Annotated in this window: 13 protein-coding genes; 6 read left to right on the forward strand and 7 right to left on the reverse strand. The window is 45.2% G+C overall.

Annotated features, from left to right (window positions below; translation table 11 throughout):
* The first annotated feature begins 3 nt into the window (after positions 1-3).
* Together serC and R7Q39_RS03900 are read left to right on the forward strand one after the other, a co-directional pair.
* Complete coding sequence (gene serC / locus R7Q39_RS03895) at positions 4-1,098, forward strand: 3-phosphoserine/phosphohydroxythreonine transaminase (protein WP_262606587.1); 1,095 nt, start codon at positions 4-6, stop codon at positions 1,096-1,098.
* A gap of 83 nt (positions 1,099-1,181) precedes the next feature.
* On the forward strand, positions 1,182-2,513 hold the full coding sequence (locus R7Q39_RS03900; protein WP_318075790.1) for a D-serine ammonia-lyase: 1,332 nt from the start codon (positions 1,182-1,184) through the stop codon (positions 2,511-2,513).
* Between the two features lie 97 nt (positions 2,514-2,610).
* Here the strand turns inward: R7Q39_RS03900 and cydC are convergent, their stop codons facing one another.
* The 3 genes from cydC to trxB form a co-directional block, all read right to left on the reverse strand.
* Entirely contained in the window at positions 2,611-4,332 is a 1,722-nt protein-coding gene (gene cydC / locus R7Q39_RS03905; protein WP_230238179.1) for a heme ABC transporter ATP-binding protein/permease CydC, read from the reverse strand.
* A complete protein-coding gene (cydD, locus tag R7Q39_RS03910; protein ID WP_318075791.1) occupies positions 4,325-6,112 on the reverse strand; it encodes a heme ABC transporter permease/ATP-binding protein CydD in 1,788 nt (595 codons plus the stop codon). The genes cydC and cydD overlap by 8 nt, the downstream gene beginning before the upstream one ends.
* Positions 6,113-6,215: 103 nt before the next feature.
* Positions 6,216-7,175, reverse strand: coding sequence for a thioredoxin-disulfide reductase (gene trxB / locus R7Q39_RS03915; RefSeq protein WP_005377991.1), 960 nt, complete (start codon positions 7,173-7,175; stop codon positions 6,216-6,218).
* Positions 7,176-7,534: 359 nt separating this feature from the next.
* Between trxB and R7Q39_RS03920 the strand changes: the two genes are divergently transcribed.
* Positions 7,535-8,191 carry a 2OG-Fe dioxygenase family protein gene (locus tag R7Q39_RS03920; RefSeq protein ID WP_005377989.1) on the forward strand — a complete coding sequence of 219 codons (657 nt, stop codon included), beginning with the start codon at positions 7,535-7,537 and terminating at the stop codon, positions 8,189-8,191.
* Entirely contained in the window at positions 8,175-9,410 is a 1,236-nt protein-coding gene (locus R7Q39_RS03925) for a cysteine desulfurase-like protein (RefSeq protein ID WP_017820831.1), read from the forward strand. The genes R7Q39_RS03920 and R7Q39_RS03925 overlap by 17 nt, the downstream gene beginning before the upstream one ends.
* A 90-nt stretch (positions 9,411-9,500) precedes the next feature.
* Here R7Q39_RS03925 and R7Q39_RS03930 read toward each other — a convergent pair whose 3' ends face one another.
* The gene (locus R7Q39_RS03930) at positions 9,501-10,325 is read right to left on the reverse strand and encodes a DUF2797 domain-containing protein (RefSeq protein ID WP_005377984.1); all 825 of its coding nucleotides are present in this window, start codon (positions 10,323-10,325) and stop codon (positions 9,501-9,503) included.
* 336 nt (positions 10,326-10,661) lie between these two features.
* On the opposite strand from R7Q39_RS03930, the gene R7Q39_RS03935 reads away from it, so the two are divergent.
* A complete protein-coding gene (locus R7Q39_RS03935) occupies positions 10,662-11,999 on the forward strand; it encodes a GGDEF domain-containing protein (RefSeq protein WP_318075792.1) in 1,338 nt (445 codons plus the stop codon).
* 142 nt (positions 12,000-12,141) lie between these two features.
* Here R7Q39_RS03935 and R7Q39_RS03940 read toward each other — a convergent pair whose 3' ends face one another.
* The 3 genes from R7Q39_RS03940 to R7Q39_RS03950 all read right to left on the reverse strand — a co-directional run bounded on the left by R7Q39_RS03940 (position 12,142) and on the right by R7Q39_RS03950 (position 16,309).
* Entirely contained in the window at positions 12,142-13,512 is a 1,371-nt protein-coding gene (locus tag R7Q39_RS03940; protein ID WP_318075793.1) for a DASS family sodium-coupled anion symporter, read from the reverse strand.
* 219 nt (positions 13,513-13,731) lie between these two features.
* The gene (locus R7Q39_RS03945) at positions 13,732-14,466 is read right to left on the reverse strand and encodes a vancomycin high temperature exclusion protein (RefSeq protein WP_005388862.1); all 735 of its coding nucleotides are present in this window, start codon (positions 14,464-14,466) and stop codon (positions 13,732-13,734) included.
* A 154-nt stretch (positions 14,467-14,620) separates the two neighbouring features.
* Positions 14,621-16,309 (reverse strand): NAD-dependent malic enzyme, encoded by a 1,689-nt coding sequence (locus R7Q39_RS03950; RefSeq protein WP_005377977.1) that lies wholly within the window; start codon positions 16,307-16,309, stop codon positions 14,621-14,623.
* Between the two features lie 213 nt (positions 16,310-16,522).
* Here R7Q39_RS03950 and R7Q39_RS03955 point away from each other — a divergent pair, with 213 nt between their 5' ends.
* Complete coding sequence (locus tag R7Q39_RS03955) at positions 16,523-18,877, forward strand: helicase-related protein (protein WP_318075794.1); 2,355 nt, start codon at positions 16,523-16,525, stop codon at positions 18,875-18,877.
* Positions 18,878-18,956: the final 79 nt, after the last annotated feature.

Consider the following 18,956-nt stretch of genomic DNA (forward strand, 5'->3'; position numbering starts at 1 on the left):
ATCATGGAACAAAATACGGACAACGTATTTAACTTCAGTGCAGGGCCAGCAGGCCTGCCTAAAGCAGTTATGCAGCAAGCACAACAGGAACTAATCGATTGGCAAGGCCTTGGTACTTCGGTCATGGAAATCAGCCACCGAAGCAAAGAGTTCATCAAAGTTGCAGAAGAAGCCGAGCAGGATTTACGTGATCTTCTGAATATTCCGGACAACTATAAAGTACTGTTCTGCCAAGGTGGTGCTCGTGCTCAGTTTGCTGCTGTTCCTCTAAACTTACTTGGTGATGCCGATACGGCAACTTACATCGATGGTGGTTATTGGGCTGAAAGCGCGGTAGCTGAAGCGAAAAAATACTGCGAACCAGACGTGTTTGATGCAAAAACAGAAATCAACGGGAAAGTCTCGGTTCTACCTGCAAGTGAATGGAAAATTGCTCCAGAAGCGGCTTACGTTCACTTCTGTCCAAATGAGACCATTGATGGTATTGAGATTAACGATCTTCCTATCACCGACAAACCGATTGTTGCTGACATGTCTTCGACAATTCTTTCTCGTGAAATTGATGTGTCGAAATACGGTGTGATTTACGCGGGCGCTCAGAAAAATATTGGTCCTTCCGGCATTGCTATTGCTATCGTGCGCGATGATTTATTAGGTATGGCGAAGCAGGTACTACCAAGTATTTTGGATTACACTGTTTTGGCAGAAAAAGAATCAATGTTCAACACGCCACCAACCTTTGCATGGTACCTGTCTGGTCTTGTTTTCAAATGGCTGAAGGCACAGGGCGGAGTAAAAGCGATTGAGCAAGTGAACCGAGCTAAAGCCGCGCTACTGTATGATTACATCGATCAGTCTGATTTCTACCGTAATGGCGTGCACTCAGCAAACCGTTCTTTGATGAACGTGCCATTTCAACTTGCTAAGCCTGAACTGGATGCAACCTTCCTTGAGCTAGCAGACTCTAAAGGGCTGAAAGCGCTAAAAGGTCACCGAGCAGTTGGTGGTATGCGAGCATCCATTTATAACGCAATGCCGCTAGAAGGTGTTCAAGCGTTAGTAGACTTCATGCAAGAGTTTGAGAAAAACTACGCGTAAGCTCAAACTGATAGTTGTTCTCCAAAGCGTCGCTATTGCGGCGCTTTTGTTTATCTCAACTCACATCATTCCAGGAAGGTAAAATGACCAAGGCAAATATTGAAGCGCTGACTAAGCAGTTCCCACTCTTGGCAGCACTTATTGATCTTGAAGAGGTTTGTTGGTTTAACCCCCATATCACTTCCTTGGAGGAAGGCTTACCTCATGTCGGGTTAGATGCAAAAGATATTCAAGCGGCGAGTGAACGGCTAGCACGATTTGCGCCTTATTTGATGAAAGCGTTTCCCGAAACGGAAACGTCGCGTGGCGTTATTGAGTCCGCAGTGGTGGATATTCCCAATATAAAAGTGCGTTTGGAGCAGCAATACGACACACCAATATTGGGCCATTTAATGCTCAAAAAAGACAGTCATTTGCCAATTTCTGGTTCGATCAAAGCGAGAGGTGGTATTTATGAAGTGCTCACTCATGCAGAAAAGTTGGCGTTTGAAGCCGGCTTGCTCTGTGAAAGCGATGATTACAGCAAATTGTTCAGCAATGAGTTTCGGCAGTTTTTTAAGCAGTACAGTATTGCAGTTGGCTCAACCGGCAATCTTGGTATGTCCATCGGCATCATGAGTGCGAAGCTGGGTTTTTCAGTTTCAGTCCACATGTCTGCGGATGCGCGGGAATGGAAGAAAAATAAGCTCCGGTCGCATGGTGTTAATGTCGTAGAGCACCAAGAAGATTATGGTATTGCTGTCGAGCAAGGTCGTAAAGAGGCAGAAAAAGATCCCAACTGTTTCTTTATCGATGATGAAAACTCACGGACGCTCTTTCTAGGTTACTCTGTTGCGGGTGAGCGTCTTAAGCAGCAGTTTGATGACTTGGGAATCGTTGTTGATGAGCATCATCCATTGTTTGTTTATCTTCCTTGTGGTGTTGGCGGTGGACCTGGTGGGGTGGCATTTGGCTTGAAGGTAGCATTTGGCGAGCATGTTCACTGTATTTTCGCAGAGCCAACGCACTCACCGTGCATGCTGTTGGGCGTGCATACAGGCTTGCATGACGATATTTCGGTACAAGATTTGGGTATCGATAACATTACCGCCGCTGATGGTTTGGCAGTAGGTCGTGCCTCGGGATTTGTCGGAAGAGCGATGGAAAGGCTACTTGATGGTTTTTACACCATTGATGACGCTCGTATGTATCACCACTTGGGTGAGTTAAGTGAACTGGAAGGTATTAGTCTAGAGCCTTCTGCATTAGCCGGTATGATTGGGGCAGTGCACGTCTCGAATAACCATGCTTATCAGTCTCGAATGAAATTTGACGAAGAAAAACTCAAAAACGCAACACATCTTGTTTGGGCAACAGGTGGGGGCATGGTTCCGGAAGATGAAATGGCGGCTTATCTCAAAAAATCTGGTCGGTAAATCAGCACTGTATACGTGCTTAATTAGGTAACTAATAATACAGGAATAACAAAAGGGCTCATCGTTTGATGAGCCCTTCTCGTCACTGAAAATCGAATTATAGAGATTGTAATAGCTGGTAGTAACGACCTTTTTGAGCGAGTAGCGTTGGATGGTCGCCTTGTTCGATGATCTCACCTTGTTCCATCAAACAGATGCTATCCATACTTTCTAACTCTATCAGTCGGTGTGTAATGAATACTACTGTCTTATTAGCAAAGTGTTCATTGAAAAGCGCCATCACTTTTTGTTCCGTACGCTTATCGAGGCCTTCAGTCGGTTCATCTAAGAGTAGGATTGGGGCATCACGTAGCAATGCTCGAGCAATACCGATTCGGCGTTTCTCACCACCAGATAACTGACGGCCGCCGTCGCCTAACCAAGCGTCTAACCCCGGCTCTTCAAGAAGTCCGCCAAGCTCGACTTTTTGTAAAATAGTAGACAGTTGCTCATCACTTGCGTCCGGAGCGGCCATGAGTAAGTTGTCACGTAGTGTCCCGTTTAGTACATCTACGCGTTGACTGACCACAGTCATTGCTGCTCGCAGGTCCGACTCGCTCCAATCTTGCAGTTTTGTACCACCGATTCGAACTTCACCTTGGTTAACATCCCAGTAGCGGCAAAGAAGCTGAATCAGTGTTGATTTACCTGAACCTGTTTGACCTACAATTGCAGTTTTAGTGCCCAGCGGTAGTGAGAGTGACAAGTCTTTCAGTACCTTTTGCTGACCGTCAGGGTAAGTAAAATCTATGTTGTCGAATTCAATGTCTAACGTTGTGTCTTTATGTTTCGACTGCTCAGGGAAGACAACGTCAGGTTCAGCCAAAATTACTTCATTTAAACGACGAGCAGAGGTCAACGTTTGACCGAGATACTGGAATGCGCCCGCGATAGGCATCAGAATCTCAAAGCTCGCCATGGTTGCAAACGCAAACAGCGCAATCCAAGGATCAGGAGCACGACCACCTACGCCGTCTGCAGCAAACCAAAGCATCACAACCAGTGTAAGGCCGTTCACCAGCATAAGCAGGCCTGAAGCCATGCCCGTTAAATTCGCGTTCACAAATTGGTTAGACAGCAACTGCTTCTGCTTCTCTAGAATGAGATTACGATAACGTTCTTCTGCTCCAAAGGTACTCAGTTCACTGTAGCCTTGAAGCCAGTCCAGTGTCGCCACTCGAAATTGCGCTTTATGATGAGTGAGATTCTCGCCATTATTTTTACCCAGTTTATAGAACAGCACTGGCCATACAAACAACATGACGGTAAGAATCGAGCCAAGCAGTAGGGCGAGATGCCAATCAAAGAAAGCCAGGATAGCCGTTAAACACAATATGCCAAAAATACCAATCACGACAGGGCTGATAAGTCGAAGGTAAACGTGATCCATCGCGTCTACGTCCGCTACTAGGCGGTTGAGCAGATCGGCATCACGCATCGTAGAAACACGACCCGGAATCAGTGGTGCAAGTTTCTTAAAGAAGAAGATACGTAGATCGGTAAGCAGCTTGAACGTTGCATTGTGGCTAACGACACGTTCTCCCCATCGACCTGCGGTTCGAGCCATTGCAGCGCCGCGTACCCCGGCACCTGGTAACATGTAGTTGAAGGTCTCACGAGCAACCGTCAAGCCTGCCACCGCTGCGGCTGAAATAAACCAACCTGATAGCGTTAATAAGCCAATAGACGCCGCTAAGGTCAGAAATGCCAGTAGCATACCTAGCGAAAGACCAAACCAGTGTTTTTTATAGAGTTTTAGATAAGGGAGTAAATCACGCATCTAAGTTCCCCTTGTCTGTTTCACGTTGTGCGAGGTTCGCTTCCAACATGTCTTTAAATAAGCCATCTTCTGTCGACAGTGTGGCGTAATCACCACGTTGAACAATCTGGCCGTCCTGCATAACAAGAATTTGCGATACGTTTTGTAAAGGCGCAAGTTGGTGAGTAATCATCAAATTCGTTGTGGCATGCGCATACTTGTTAATGCCTTCCATCACGAGTTTTTCACTGCGAGCATCTAAGCTTGCGGTTGGTTCATCTAATAACCAAAAACGACCATTTTGTAGCATGGCGCGAGCCAGTGCTAAACGCTGCGCTTGGCCGACAGATAAACCACCAGAACGATCAGATATCGGATAATCCAACCCATGCATTTCAACAAATTCAGCAGCGTGAGAGTCATTCAACACAGAATGTACGTCTGCATCCTGAATATTGTGCTTACCTAGTGTGATGTTATCTCGAATGCTACCGTGTAATAGCATCGGGTTTTGACCAATCCAGCTTACTGCCTCTCGCCATGTGGCTAGATCCAGTTGCGACAATTCGCAGCCATTAATTTTTAAGCTACCTTGATAAGGCATGAAACCGAGGATTGTGTTTACCAAACTTGTTTTACCTGCGCCACTTGGTCCAACTAAAGCCGTACTTTTGTTGGCTTCAAGAGAGAAGGATAGGGGACCTGCGAGCTGCTTACCTTCCGGACTAAAAATGGTTAACTGGTCCGCTTCAATATGGATAGGGCTGTTTTTATCTAACGCTTGGGTACCATCTTTGATTTGATCGACTTCCAAATCCAGAAACTCGACAATGCTTTCTGCTGCGCCAACCGCTTGCTGTTTTGCATGATAGAACGTGCCCAAATCGCGTAATGGCTGATAAAACTCTGGAGCAAGAATCAGAATGAACAAACCAGCAAAGAGCGTAACACCTGTGCCGTAGTAGCCGAAGTCCAGCTCCCCGATATAACTAAAGCCAAAGTAGACAGCGGTAATTGCGATAGAAATGGAAGTGAAAAACTCTAACACCGCAGAAGACAGAAACGCGATTTTCAGAACGTCCATGGTACGAGTACGAAAGACTTCTGAAGCACCCTTTAGCGTCTCAGTTTCAGATTTTGTTCTATCGAATAAGCGAATGGTTGTCATTGCTTGCAAGCGGTCATAAAAGTGACCCGACAAACGCTGCATCGCTTTAAAGTTTTTACGGTTTGCTTCTGCGGCTTTCATCCCAACCAGTGCCATGAAAATAGGCACCAGTGGTGCAGTGACCAGGAAGATCAAGCCTGCTGCCCAGTTTACTGGGAATACGACAACCAAAATGATGAAAGGCACTAGTACCGATAATAACATTTGAGGCAAGTAGCGTGAGAAGAAATCTTGCATATCTTCTACCTGCTCTAAGATGAGCGTTGCCCAACTGCCAGCAGGTTTGCCTTTGATGTAAGCTGGCCCAAGTTTATGAACTTTATCTAAAATGAGTTGGCGAATATAAACTCGAATTTGCTCCCCGCAACGGTAACCGGCAAGCTCTCGACCCCAGGTACAAGCAGCTCGACCGATAACCGTGCCACCGAGCCCAACAAAATGCCAAATGAGGTCGGCTTTGTCGACTTGGTCAATGATTAACTGGTGCAGAATGGAGGCGAGCAGGGCTGCTTGAGCCAATAAAAACACGCTTGAAAGTACGCCTAGGCCTATCGCAATCATAAGCCAGCGCTTGGCTAACTTACTTTGTTGCTTCAGCCACTTATTCAAGCTGCTTTGCTTTTTCTTATCCATCGTGAAGGCTTAATGATAATTGTTTTAATGAGGCGGTAGTATACAAAAGAAAACCCAGCGGGAATACCGCTGGGCTTTAAGGATATGACACAAATGTGAAAAGTTATTTGTCACCAAGTGAGTCTAAGAAACGTTCAGCATCTAATGCAGCCATACAACCTGTACCTGCAGAGGTGATCGCTTGACGGTAGTTGTGGTCCATTACGTCGCCAGCTGCAAATACACCTTCGATACTAGTTTGTGTTGCGTTGCCTTCAAGACCTGATTGAACGATGATGTAGCCATCTTTCATGTCTACTTGGCCTTCAAAGATTTGTGTGTTTGGCTGGTGGCCAATTGCGATGAATGCACCCATTACATCGATATCTTCTGTCGCACCGCTGTTCACGTCTTTAATGCGGACGCCCGTTACGCCCATATCGTCTCCCAGTACTTCATCGAGAGTGCGATCGGTATGAAGAACGATATTACCGCTTTCAACTTTATCCATCAGACGTTTCACAAGGATCTTCTCTGCGCGGAATGAATCGCGGCGGTGGATCAGGTGAACTTCTGACGCAATGTTAGATAGGTATAGCGCTTCTTCAACAGCCGTGTTACCACCGCCCACAACTGCAACTTTCTGATTACGGTAGAAGAAACCGTCACAGGTTGCACAAGCAGAAACGCCGCGACCTTTAAATGCTTCTTCAGACTCAAGGCCAAGGTATTTTGCTGATGCGCCGGTAGATATGATTAAGGCATCACAAGTGTACTCACCTGAGTCGCCTTTTAAACGAAATGGGCGTTGTGATAGCTCTACTTCATTGATGTGATCAAATACGATTTCAGTTTCGAAACGCTCGGCGTGTTCTTTCATGCGATCCATCAATGCTGGACCTGTCAGTCCCTCAGCATCGCCTGGCCAGTTTTCAACTTCAGTTGTGGTGGTTAGCTGACCACCTTGTTGCATTCCCGTTACAAGCACAGGGTTTAAGTTTGCACGCGCTGCGTAGACGGCAGCTGTGTATCCTGCAGGACCAGAACCAAGAATTAATAATTTACAGTGTTTTACGTCGCTCATTATGGCTCCAAAAAGGGCGTAACATTTCCCTCGATTGTATGGAAATTCTTAGTGCTTTAAAAGCATAAACAACGATTGTGATCGAATAATTGGTTATAGATTAGAACCCACTAAATATTGATTGAGAACGTTGACTTCTAGCATAAAATTCTATTCGTAGTAGAGAAGTCTAGTTTCAAATATTGTCAAAGCGTAAAACTGAAACATGGCTCTGTTTTTGTGGTTTGGTTTGGTTTGTTATGTTGTTTTCGTCGTTTTGTTGAAGCTATCAACGTTAAAAGCTGGTAATTGCAGAATATTTGCGTAACCTAGTGTGTAAATTAAATGTTAATTAATGTGCCTCATTAAAGGAGCAAATGATGTTACATTCACGTGAGAATACTCTACATTTAACACAGCTCAGCATGGCAGCAATTGAGCAGCTTTCCCCATCGTTTGAAGAACTGCCTCGTACCGAACATGCAGATGGTCAGTATCGACTACGACGTTATTCTGTGGTTGGTTTTGATAACGGCAAAGTCATCGACTTAAATAAAAATAGCTTTGTTCAATCCTCTGATATCAACCGATTTCAAGGTGATGTAGTAAGACAATTCGAGCCAATTGAGAAGGATATTCTTACCAGCGATGGATTTCGAGAAATGTGTGAATTGTTTGTCAATGCGAATCATCTGCCAAACGGTCAAGAAATAGAAATTCACCAAATCCGTATCAGGGCACTGGAAGAAGAAACCCAAGTAGCACCTGAAGGTGTGCACCAAGACGGTTTTGATCATATTGCAATGGTTGGTGTGGGACGCCATAACATCATCGGTGGCGACATCATGCTGTACAGCAGCCATAACCAAGCCCCATTTTTCCGTAAAGTGCTAGAAACCGGAGAGGTCGCAATCTTGGCTGATAGCAAGCTGTGGCATAACGCGTGCCCAATCCGCTCTGTTATTGATGACGAAGCGGGCCATATGGATGTATTTGTACTTACTGCTACGGATAAGCGTAATGAACTTCAATCTTAATCAGATCAGAGAGCAATTTCCGGCGTTGGCTCAATACCACAACGACAAGCCCGTGACGTTTTTTGATGGTCCAGGTGGCTCACAAGTGCCTCAACCAGTACTAGACAGCATGGTTGGGTATTTAGGTCGTTTCAACGCTAACTTAGGCGGGCATTATTTTTCTAGCCAAGTGACCGTTGACGTAATGCAAAATGCGCGTGAGTCGGCTCAGGCTCTACTTAATGCCCCTTCATCTGGCAATATTGTCTTCGGTGCCAATATGACCTCACTAACCTTTCAGCTTAGTCGCGCGATTAGTCGAGATTGGCAAGCAGGAGATGAGATCATTGTCTCCGCTTTGGATCACTATTCAAATGTATCCAGCTGGCAGCAAGCGGCAGAAGATAAAGGCGTTACGGTTCATCAAGTTCGTATCAACGAAGAAGATTGTACGCTTGATATGGAGCATTTAAGCCGCCTTCTTTCTGATAAAACGCGCCTTGTCGCTGTGACTTATGCATCGAACACGACGGGTTCTATTGTGGATGTACAGCAAGTAGTCAGCATGGCGCACAATGTTGGGGCACAAGTTTATGTGGATGCCGTCCATTATGCGCCTCATCATTTGGTTGATGTTCAAGCGTTAGGTTGTGACTTTTTAGCTTGCTCAGCTTACAAGTTTTTCGGACCGCACGTTGGTATTGCTTACATAGCCGATCAGTGGCTCCACAGTATTCTCCCTTACAAAGTCGAGCCTGCCACTAATATAGGCCCTGGTCGATTTGAAACAGGAACGCAAAGTTTTGAAGGTCTTGCTGGTGTCGTTTCTGCGGTTGAGTACCTGGCTCAATTTGGTGAAGTCGGTTTACCTCTTCGCCAACGATTGGAGCAAAGCTACCAACTGTATGAACAACATGAGCAGCGCTTGAGTGAGCGTTTCTTACAGCGTTTGAATGCATTAGATGGTGTCAATCTATTCGGTATCGCAAAGGAAGATAGCCAACTCCGCACGCCAACTTTTGCGCTAACGTTTGACCGATATTCTCCAGAGTTCATCGCGAAAACACTGGGTGAACATAACATTTGTGTATGGAATGGTCACTTTTATGCGTTGGGCTTAGTTCGTCAACTTGGTTTAGAAGAATCGGGTGGTGTAGTGCGAATTGGTTGTATGCATTACAACACAATAGAAGAAGTCGATATGTTATTCGATGTGCTAGAAAGCATCCTTGACGCATAACTAACGATTTCTTCCTAATAGAAAAACAAAAGCTCGAGTCAAACTCGAGCTTTTTTCATTTTTATTTGAATCAACGCGTTCTGCAAGCGATTACTCACTAACTTCAACTTCATAGGAAGTGAATTTTCTTACATTAATAACGCCGGTATCAAAGATGAGGTATTGACCTTTGATGCCTTGCAAAGTGCCAGTAACAACCGGGTTTTTATCGAAGTTATGCGAAGTGATCTTCGTTGGGTGCTGTTGTACCGGGTAGCTAAGGTCGGTAATGCTTTCGTTTAATACTTCAATGGCATCTTCGCCGAATTGCTGTTTTATCTCGGCAATTTTCTCTTCGACTAAAGGCAATAGCTCAGCAAAACGGTCCTGCAATGCCATAGGTTCACCGTCACCTTTTAGCAGTGTGCGCCAATTGGTCTTGTCTGCGATATGTTTCGCCAGTTCAACTTCAATTAAACCGGAGATATGGCGAGTTTTTACTTTAAAAATTGGCAAGCCCTGAGTCGCGCCTTGGTCAATCCAACGAGTCGGGATTTGAGTATGACGAGTAATACCAACTTTTAAGCTGGATGTGTTGGACAGGTAGACAAAGTGATCCACCATGCAATTCTCTTCACCCCATTGTGGTTCGCGACAAGTCCCTTGATCGTAGTGGCAGGTCTCTGGCTTCATGATACACATGTCGCAGCTTGCTAGCTTTTTCATGCATACAAAACAGTGGCCTTGCGAATAACTCTTTTTCGTTTTCTTTCCACATGAGCAACAAAAAATATTGCCAGTGTGAGTCAGTGTGAGCGTTTTACCCAGAAACGGAGTTAAGTCGATCTCTTCCTCACCGACAGGAAGACGGTAGTTGACGGCACCGTCCAGAGAAGCACGCATTTTGTTTAGCGTGCCAGTTGCAATTAATGACATGACATTACTCATTATTGTGTTTTTGCACAGTATATACTGAAGTGGAGAAGAGGTGCAGGGTTGACAGGAGCTTTAAAGTAAATGTCTTGCACTAAATTATTATGCATCGTGTTTTATTTTCTAAAAATTATGGCTGTGAAATGCTTCGCAAATAGAAGTTGAGCTGCACTTTTTAGAAATTTTAAAACGTGATAACGGTTCAAAATCCGTTACTATGTGTCGAAACTAAGAATTGAATGAGAAAGTGATTTTATTTCTTGATAAATCACCTTGATTTCATTTTTTGAAATTATTGAACCTCACGTATTGCATATAATCTCAGCAGGTCACTTGCCCATGAAGTGGATCCATAACTTTATCTTTGCTCTTTCTATTTGCACTATCAGTTTGGTTGCCCTTTATAGTGTGCTTGGCGATACGCGAAAGCTGACCATTACACCTGAGCATTTCAATATCTATGCAACTAAAGATGCCAGTGAAGGAGGTGTGAGTGAGGCTGATATCACATACGATCGGCAAAGCCTAGTTCTTAGCTGTGAACTAAAGCAGAGCTCGTATGCTTGGCCTTACTGCGGAATCTCGGTTTATACCGATTCAGCAACGCCAACACAGGGTATTGACCTTTCCAACTACCATACGATTCGATTGAAGGTGCGATATGAAGAGGCAGGAATAGGGACTAACCCTAGCCACGACCTACGTTTGTATCTTCGCAATTATAATTCTGAGTATTCCAAGCCGGACGACGAGTACACCATTAAATATAATGGCATGCAGTTTTCTCCGTCGGGTTCGAGCGATATTGTCGAAATTCCGATTAAAAATCTTCAGGTGATGACCTGGTGGTTAGCAGATAACGGAGTCGCGATTGAGCACTCTGCACCTGAATTTTCAAACATCACACGTATTGATATTGCAACTGGGTCTGGTGCGGCACTTGGTAAACATAGAATTGTGATTGATAAAATTGAGTTTGAAGGCGCTTACCTTGCGCAAGAAACATTGTTGTATGCATTATTACTCTCTTGGATGGCGCTTGGACTGGCTTTTTCACTGCATGAGTTACGAAAAAATAGAGTGGCTTATGAAAAAGCACAAAAGCGTCACCGTCATTTGGAGAAGGTTAATGATACTTTGCGAGCTCAAAACTATGAGTTTGCAGAGTTAGCGCATCGAGATGCTTTGACGGGCGCGATGAACCGATATGCTGTGCAACACTGGCTGGAACAACAATCTCGTCAGGTTCGCTGGGGGCATAACACCTTCAGTATTCTCTATTTGGACTTGGATAAGTTTAAAAAGGTGAACGACAAATTTGGGCACCAAATGGGGGATGACATATTGCGCGAATTTGTCATGGTGGTAGCGACTTCTATTTACTCAGACGATCGACTCGTTCGTTGGGGCGGCGAAGAGTTTGTCGTATTTTGCCCTGATACCAATATTGAACAAGCGTTAGAGAAGGCAGAAATGATTCGCAAAAATGTGGAGGATCATTTGTGGGTGCACGGTGAATCATTAACTTGCAGTATTGGCATTGCCCAAATGCAGAATGAACGCGTCTCAGAAACCATGGCGAGAGCTGACGAAGTGTTGTATCAGGCGAAGCGCAATGGTCGCAACCGAGTGGAAGCTCATTATGGTTTACTTGCTTGCGAAAAGAAGCAAGCCTGATAGCCGTTCACTGAAAGGAAAGAAAAAAGGTGGCCAACTGGCCACCAAGAGGGAAACTGCTGAACACCACTTAGGGGGGAAGTTTGGGTTATCGATACGATTACCGTGAGCAGCAGTGTAGTGCTAATCGAACTTGCTATTTTTACCAGAACAACCAAGCGAAAAGCGTTAGTGCAGCAATACACGCAATGTTTAATACGAAACCAATTCGCATCATTTCTTTTTGCTTGATATGACCCGTACCGAACACAATCGCGTTTGGAGGTGTTGCAACTGGTAACATAAATGCACAAGATGCAGCGACGGCAATCAGTGCAGAAAGAATAACCGGAGACATGCCTAAGGCTTCTGCAATGGTCGCAAATACAGGGACAAGTAGCGCAGCACTGGCGGTGTTACTCGCAAACTCAGTTAAGAAGACAACAAAAGCAACCACTGCAAGAATCGTTAAGAGAATACCGGCTTGCTCAAGGAAGCCTGACAAGCTATGAGCCAAAAATACGCTTGTTCCGGTTGCTTTTAGGACGTTACTCAGACAGATACCACCACCAAATAGGATTAACACACCCCAGTCGGTTGTTTTCTCGATATCTTTCCACTCGACGGCGCGAGAAGCACCAAGTAGAAGGATGGCGCCAATAGCTACAAGAGTATCGAACTTCGCGAAGCCACCCAGCATAGCGTTAATAGGCTTACTGAATATCCACAACGTCACGGCCAGTAAGAAAATCGCCAACGTAATCATTTTGCCGTTTGTCCATTCGACTGGTTGATGGTCAAGGTCAAACTTGTGGCTAAGGTCAGGCTTAGTCATCGTGTACAATACGAGGATAGCGATTGGCATTAATACTAGGGAAATAGGTACACCAAACTTCATCCATTCAGTGAAGCTAAGGCCAACTTCAGCTGCTGCAATTGCGTTTGGTGGGCTACCAACCAGTGTTGCAATACCACCAATTGAAGCACTGTAAGCGATACCGAGTAGAACAAACAAAAAGGTGTTGTGGTTTTTCTTGGCGTCTAGCTTTGTCATCACACCCAGCACAAGCGGTAACATCATCGCGGCGGTGGCGGTGTTTGAAATCCACATTGACAGGCCAGCACTCACACCAAATAGCATGAATACAGCGACAGACATTTTTCCTCTTGCCAGCAATAGTACTTTATCTGCAATCGCTTGATCTAACTTTTGTTTATGTAGAGCCGCAGCTAGTGCAAAACCACCCAAAAATAGAAAAATGATGGAGTTGGAAAAGTTATTCAGTGCGGCTTGAGTGTTGAACACACCCAAAAATACCGCAAGTAGTGGTATGAGCAGCGCAGTAATGCTGACGTGAATCGCTTCGGTTAGCCACAGAATAGCAACAAAAACTAAGATGCTCAGGCCGGTTACTACTTGTGGTTCAAAGGGTAAGGTATTAAACAAGATAATGAACAATAGGATATTCGCGTTCAAAATCATGCTGTTGCGAGTGAAGAACCAATTCTTCAATGTCACAGCGAGTGCGGTCATGGGTAGTGCTCCTTTTGCATTGCCTTTTGTCGGTTTTTTTATGGCAAAGTAACTGACTTGTAGTTATTTATTGATGAAATGTTACTTTGAATGCGAAAAAGAGTTTTGCCTGAATCGTAGAGCAAATTAGAAAGTGTGATGTTGAGAATTGGAAATGGGTAGAAAACTACCCATTTGTTTTATAGAAATGTTACTAGGCTTGTGAGCCACGTTATTCCTCTATTCGACGGGGACTTGAAGAGGCTCGTTAGCTGCTTTATTTGGCTCTTTTACTGCAACGATAGGTTCTTGAGGGCCAAGAAACTTAGGCTGCGTATTGATAATGTACAGGTCTAAAAACGCTTTCACACGGGCTAGCAGTTCTCGAACACGCATCGATGTTTTTTGCTTATTGGCCGTCGGCCCTGCTACCGCGAGACACTGTGCATCAATGCTGTAAGCATCAGCGATGAACAGTGCGCGTTCACAGTGAAAGCGCTGAGTCACAATCAGAAATCGCTCCGAAGCAAAAATTTTTTTCGCTCGTACAATCGAATCTAAGGTACGAAAGCCAGCATAATCAAGGTGAATCACTTCTTCAGGCACGCCTGCTTTAAGTAAGTCGCGTTTCATTGTCCACGGTTCGTTGTATGAACGGTGGGCGTTATCACCACTCAATAAAAACTGTTTTACTTTGCCTTGGTTGTAAAGCTCAATCGCCGCATTAATGCGATGAGTGTAGTAAGTGTTGAGGATCTTTCCGATGTATTTACTGGTACCAAGAACTACGGCAACCTCATGTTGAGGGATTTGCTCGTATTCAGTGAAAATGCTCTCTTTGGCTTGTAAAACCACCCACCGGTCGATGGCTATAACAGAAACAAGCAGACTAAGTGCAGAGATCGACAAAATCAAAGCAAATCGCTTCCAGGAAAATTTCAGCTTCCACTTTGATCTTATGCGAGAAAACAACAAAACGTTTTATATCCTTAACTAAAAATGTAGTTCTCATCATATCTGATAGAAACAAAAAGAGAGAAGCCCATTTATGCCAAAATCTGGTTAGGATGATAAAAAAATAAAAGCCCCTACATGGTAGGGGCTAATTATTAAACGAATTGTCTCAAGCTTAGAACGCAGTGCGTTTGTAGCGGCGGTAAACAGGTTGCCAGAACGACTGTTCAATTGCCACGTTCAATGCTTCATCAGTAATTTCTAATGCGACACCTTGTTCAATTGCCTTTTTACCAACGGCAAATGCGATTTTTTTCGACACTAAGTGGATCTCTTCCAGTGGTGGAAGTAGTGCACCACGACCATTGATTGCTAGAGGAGAACATGTTGCTAGCGCGCGACTTGATTCCATTAGCATCTCGTCAGTGACACGTTTTGCATTGACAGCAAGTACACCAAGGCCAATGCCTGGGAAGATGTAGCTGTTGTTACATTGTGCAATAGGGTAAGTGCGACCTTCATGAACCACTGGCTCAAATGGGCTACCTGTTGCAACCAGTGCTTCACCATTTGTCCAACGAATGATGTCGTTCGGTGTCGCTTCCACGCGGCTTGTTGGGTTCGACAGTGGGAAGACAATCGGACGCTTACAGTGTTTATGCATTTCTTCGATGACTTCTTGGCTAAATAGGCCAGGAGCACCAGAAACACCAATTAGTACCGTTGGCTTGGCGTTACGCATTACATCGAGTAGTGAGAAGCCATTTCCTTCATTTTCCCACTCTTTCGTATTGGTATGCTTTTGCACCAAGCGTTGTTGGAAATCAAGAAGGTTAGGCATGCCTTCTTGTAACAGACCCCAACGGTCAACCATGTAAACTTGTGAGCGAGCTTGCTCGTCAGAAATTCCTTCCGATACCATTTGTGCGATGATCGCTTCTGCGATACCACAACCAGCAGACCCTGCCCCTAGGAAGGTAATACGTTGTTTAGAAAGCTGAGTTCCTGCTGCTTTACAAGCTGCAAGTAGAGAACCAACAGTAACAGCTGCAGTACCCTGAATATCATCATTGAAGCAACACACGCGGTCTTTGTAACGCTCTAGAAGAGGCATCGCATTTTTCTGAGCAAAGTCTTCGAACTGGATCAAAGCATCAGGCCAACGGCGCTGTACCGCTTGGATAAACTCTTCTACAAATGCATCGTATTCTGCACCCGTAATACGAGGATGACGCCAACCCATGTACATCGGATCAGCTAAGCGTTGCGGGTTATTGGTACCCACATCAAGAACGATTGGTAGCGTGTAAGCAGGGCTGATACCACCACACGCGGTATATAGTGACAGTTTACCGATTGGAATACCCATGCCGCCGATACCTTGGTCACCCAAGCCAAGGATACGTTCGCCATCTGTCACAACAATCACTTTAACGTTGTGGTTTGCTGCGTTGTTCAGCAAGTCGTCAATACGGTCACGGTTCGGGTATGAAATGAACAGACCGCGACCACGACGGTAAATGTTAGAGAAGTTTTCACATGCTGCGCCAACAGTCGGCGTGTAGATGATAGGCATCATCTCAGAAATGTGATTTTGCACTAGGCGGTAATACAATGTTTCGTTGGTGTCTTGGATGTTACGCAGATAAATGTGCTTATCCATATCGCTTTCGAAACTTTTGTATTGCTGGTAGGCACGTTCCACCTGCTCTTGGATAGTTTCGGTCGACTCTGGAAGCAGACCTTCTAAGTTGAATGAACTACGTTCTTCAGCAGAGAATGCACTGCCTTTGTTCAAAAGAGGGGTTGCTAAAAGAGCCGGACCCGCATATGGAATATATAGTGGGCGTTTATCGTTGTTCATTGGGTGCCTTATGTAGGGTTGAAGGATGCGCACCAAATTTTAACGGGTTCACTATTTAGTTGTAAACATGCGTTGATGCACATCAATGTAATGTCGCAAAAAAATTCAGATACCGACGAAAATATCGGCAATATTGGTTGTTTAGAGATACCTAAAGCAGGATTTTTTTACTTGGGTATAATGTTTTGCATCATCAAATCAAATCCAATTTCTATGTTTCAACTACCTATCGACAGCCTGCAAGCCGAGTTTGACCATCATGTAAACCTTAACCATCTTGTGGTGGAAGCCGAAACCGGGTCGGGTAAATCTACCCGCTTGCCCATGTGGGCGGCAAAACACGGACGCGTTCTGGTTATTGAACCACGTCGAATTGCTTGTACCTCGCTGGCTGAATTTCTTGCGGAGCAATCTGGAGAGCCAATAGGTCGCAAAGTCGGTTACGCGATCAAGCTTCATGCCTACTTTGATGAAAAAACCGAAGTTGTATTTGTGACTCCGGGGGTTGCACTGCGTTGGTTTTCGGAAAACAAGCTAGCAGACTTTGATGTCGTGATAGTGGACGAATTTCACGAGCGACGCTGGGATATTGATCTATTAACCGCCATTTTGAAGCAAGAAAATCAACATCGATTGATCGTCACTTCCGCTACCTTAGAAGGCGAAAAGCTAGCGCGTTACCTGGATGCTAAGCGTCTGCGTTCGGAGGGACGTTGCTTTCCAGTCACGGTGACACATCGTTCTACAGACAGCCGCTATTTACCGAACAAAAAGGGATATGAACAGGAAGTTGTCGGAGCGGTAAAAGAAGCACTGGAAGATGAAGATGGCGATATTCTTGTTTTTCTCCCAGGACGTAAAGAGATCGCCCAATGCGCGCAGATCCTACAAAGCAGCAGTGATGTCATGGTGGTTAAACTTCATGCCTCGGTCAGTGATGAAGAACGACATCGTGCGCTGACGGTACAAAAGCAACGGAAAGTCGTATTGGCAACCAACGTCGCGGAAACCTCTCTGACCATTCCTAATATCCGTGTGGTAATCGATAGTGGTTTAGAGCGCAGAACTGTACAACGAAATGGACGTACAGCACTGACATTAACCAACATTTCTAAGGCCAGTGCCGCGCAGCGAATGGGGCGAGCAGGTCGCGTTACCGAAGGGGCTTGTATTCGTCTATATGGTGAGCACGCGCCTTTAGAGTTGGTGACACCTCCAGAATTACACAGAGAAGAGCTCGTCGAGCCCATGCTGGCAGCGGCTTGTTGTGGGTACCGTCTCTCAACACTCGATTTTCTCGACTCAATTCCCCCAAAGTCGCTAGAGGCATCTCATTCGACGTTGTTATCCATGGAAGCGATTGATGAGGATGGCAATGTCACGCAGCACGGGAGAAAAGTATATCCACTACCCATTGATGCACTGTTTGCCGATCTCGTTACCAGAATTCAAGCGAAGCCAGAGAAGGAAGCAATGATTGATTTGGCTGCCGCCTTATCTGTGCCTGCGCAGCTCTATCAGCGACAAAGTGGTGAAGTCGCTGAGCTTCTGTCTCAAGAGGAACCATACGGGTGTGATGCCTCTTTGCTTATCCGTTTGGTTCGAGGGGAGCGACTTCCGGGCATTGTCATTGATGCCAGCGCACTCGAAGAGGCACAAGGTTTAGCGAAACAAATGCGAGAAGTATTTGAATTACCGGAACTTGACGTTGCCTCTCGATATAAACGTGAAGCGCTCTTTTTCTCCATCGCCTCATTGCACCCTGAGCTTGTGTTTGTCCGACGAGCTCGTCGAAGGGATGCTCTAGGAAATGGCGTAGTCGAGATGCTGGTTGGGCGTAACAGCCGCTTTCCTGACAAAGAAGAAGCGGCAATCGTGCTAGATAGCCATAGCGTGCCAGGACGAGGCGTTAAGCAAACACTGAACCTCGCATCGGTTATGATGCCTATCCCGCTGACATTATTACGCGAACTTGAATTTGGGGAGTGGCAACAAGGTGAGACGAATTATGAAGAGGAGACCCCAAGAGCAACAATGCACCTGGTCTACGCCGGGCGAACAATCTGTACTGAACATCAAGCGTTAAAAGGTGATGTTGCTGTTCAGTCTATTGTCGAAATGATAGAAGACGAGACACTGTTACCAGGTTTTGCTTCTCAAAGAAAACAGCAAATCCAACACTGGAAACTCTACAACGCATTGGGCCTTAATGCCGAAGGAGAAGAGGTTAACGACTTGGCCTCCTTGACATTTTCTAGCTGGTTAAAGGATCAGTTGGAAACATTAGGCGTTGAAAACACCGATGATATGGCGTTGTTTGAACCAGAAGACTTAAAATTTAACGGTGTTCCAGAATGGGAATACGACGATTTCACGGAGCAGTACCCTTTAGAACTTTCGCTGCCAGAACTCCAACTAGATGTCGAGTATTACGCGTCTCGTAAGCTGGTACAGGTCGTTTATCGAGAGGGAAACCGTAAGGGAGACCCGAAGCGTTGGGAGCTGCCACGTTGGGCTGGTTGGAAGATACAGTATAAAAAGGCCAGTCGAGTGATTGATGTAAAGTAGGTCGGGGGATGACGTTGTGACAAGAATTGATATTTTCTTGGTGAATCTATAATGATTTCATATTGATATCGTTACTTAC

The organism is Vibrio sp. 947 (assembly GCF_033339115.1).
Classification (GTDB): domain Bacteria; phylum Pseudomonadota; class Gammaproteobacteria; order Enterobacterales; family Vibrionaceae; genus Vibrio; species Vibrio alginolyticus.

Bases quoted from the DNA above. Each gene is read 5' to 3' on its own strand.
- R7Q39_RS03940 (WP_318075793.1), bottom strand. From the start codon at position 13,512: ATGACCGCACTCGCTGTGACATTGAAGAATTGGTTCTTCACTCGCAAC.
- R7Q39_RS03950 (WP_005377977.1), bottom strand. From the start codon at position 16,309: ATGAACAACGATAAACGCCCACTATATATTCCATATGCGGGTCCGGCT.
- trxB (WP_005377991.1), bottom strand. From the start codon at position 7,175: ATGAGCGACGTAAAACACTGTAAATTATTAATTCTTGGTTCTGGTCCT.
- serC (WP_262606587.1), top strand. From the start codon at position 4: ATGGAACAAAATACGGACAACGTATTTAACTTCAGTGCAGGGCCAGCA.
- R7Q39_RS03900 (WP_318075790.1), top strand. From the start codon at position 1,182: ATGACCAAGGCAAATATTGAAGCGCTGACTAAGCAGTTCCCACTCTTG.
- R7Q39_RS03935 (WP_318075792.1), top strand. From the start codon at position 10,662: ATGAAGTGGATCCATAACTTTATCTTTGCTCTTTCTATTTGCACTATC.
- R7Q39_RS03930 (WP_005377984.1), bottom strand. From the start codon at position 10,325: ATGTCATTAATTGCAACTGGCACGCTAAACAAAATGCGTGCTTCTCTG.
- R7Q39_RS03925 (WP_017820831.1), top strand. From the start codon at position 8,175: ATGAACTTCAATCTTAATCAGATCAGAGAGCAATTTCCGGCGTTGGCT.
- R7Q39_RS03955 (WP_318075794.1), top strand. From the start codon at position 16,523: ATGTTTCAACTACCTATCGACAGCCTGCAAGCCGAGTTTGACCATCAT.
- cydC (WP_230238179.1), bottom strand. From the start codon at position 4,332: ATGCGTGATTTACTCCCTTATCTAAAACTCTATAAAAAACACTGGTTT.
- cydD (WP_318075791.1), bottom strand. From the start codon at position 6,112: ATGGATAAGAAAAAGCAAAGCAGCTTGAATAAGTGGCTGAAGCAACAA.
- R7Q39_RS03920 (WP_005377989.1), top strand. From the start codon at position 7,535: ATGTTACATTCACGTGAGAATACTCTACATTTAACACAGCTCAGCATG.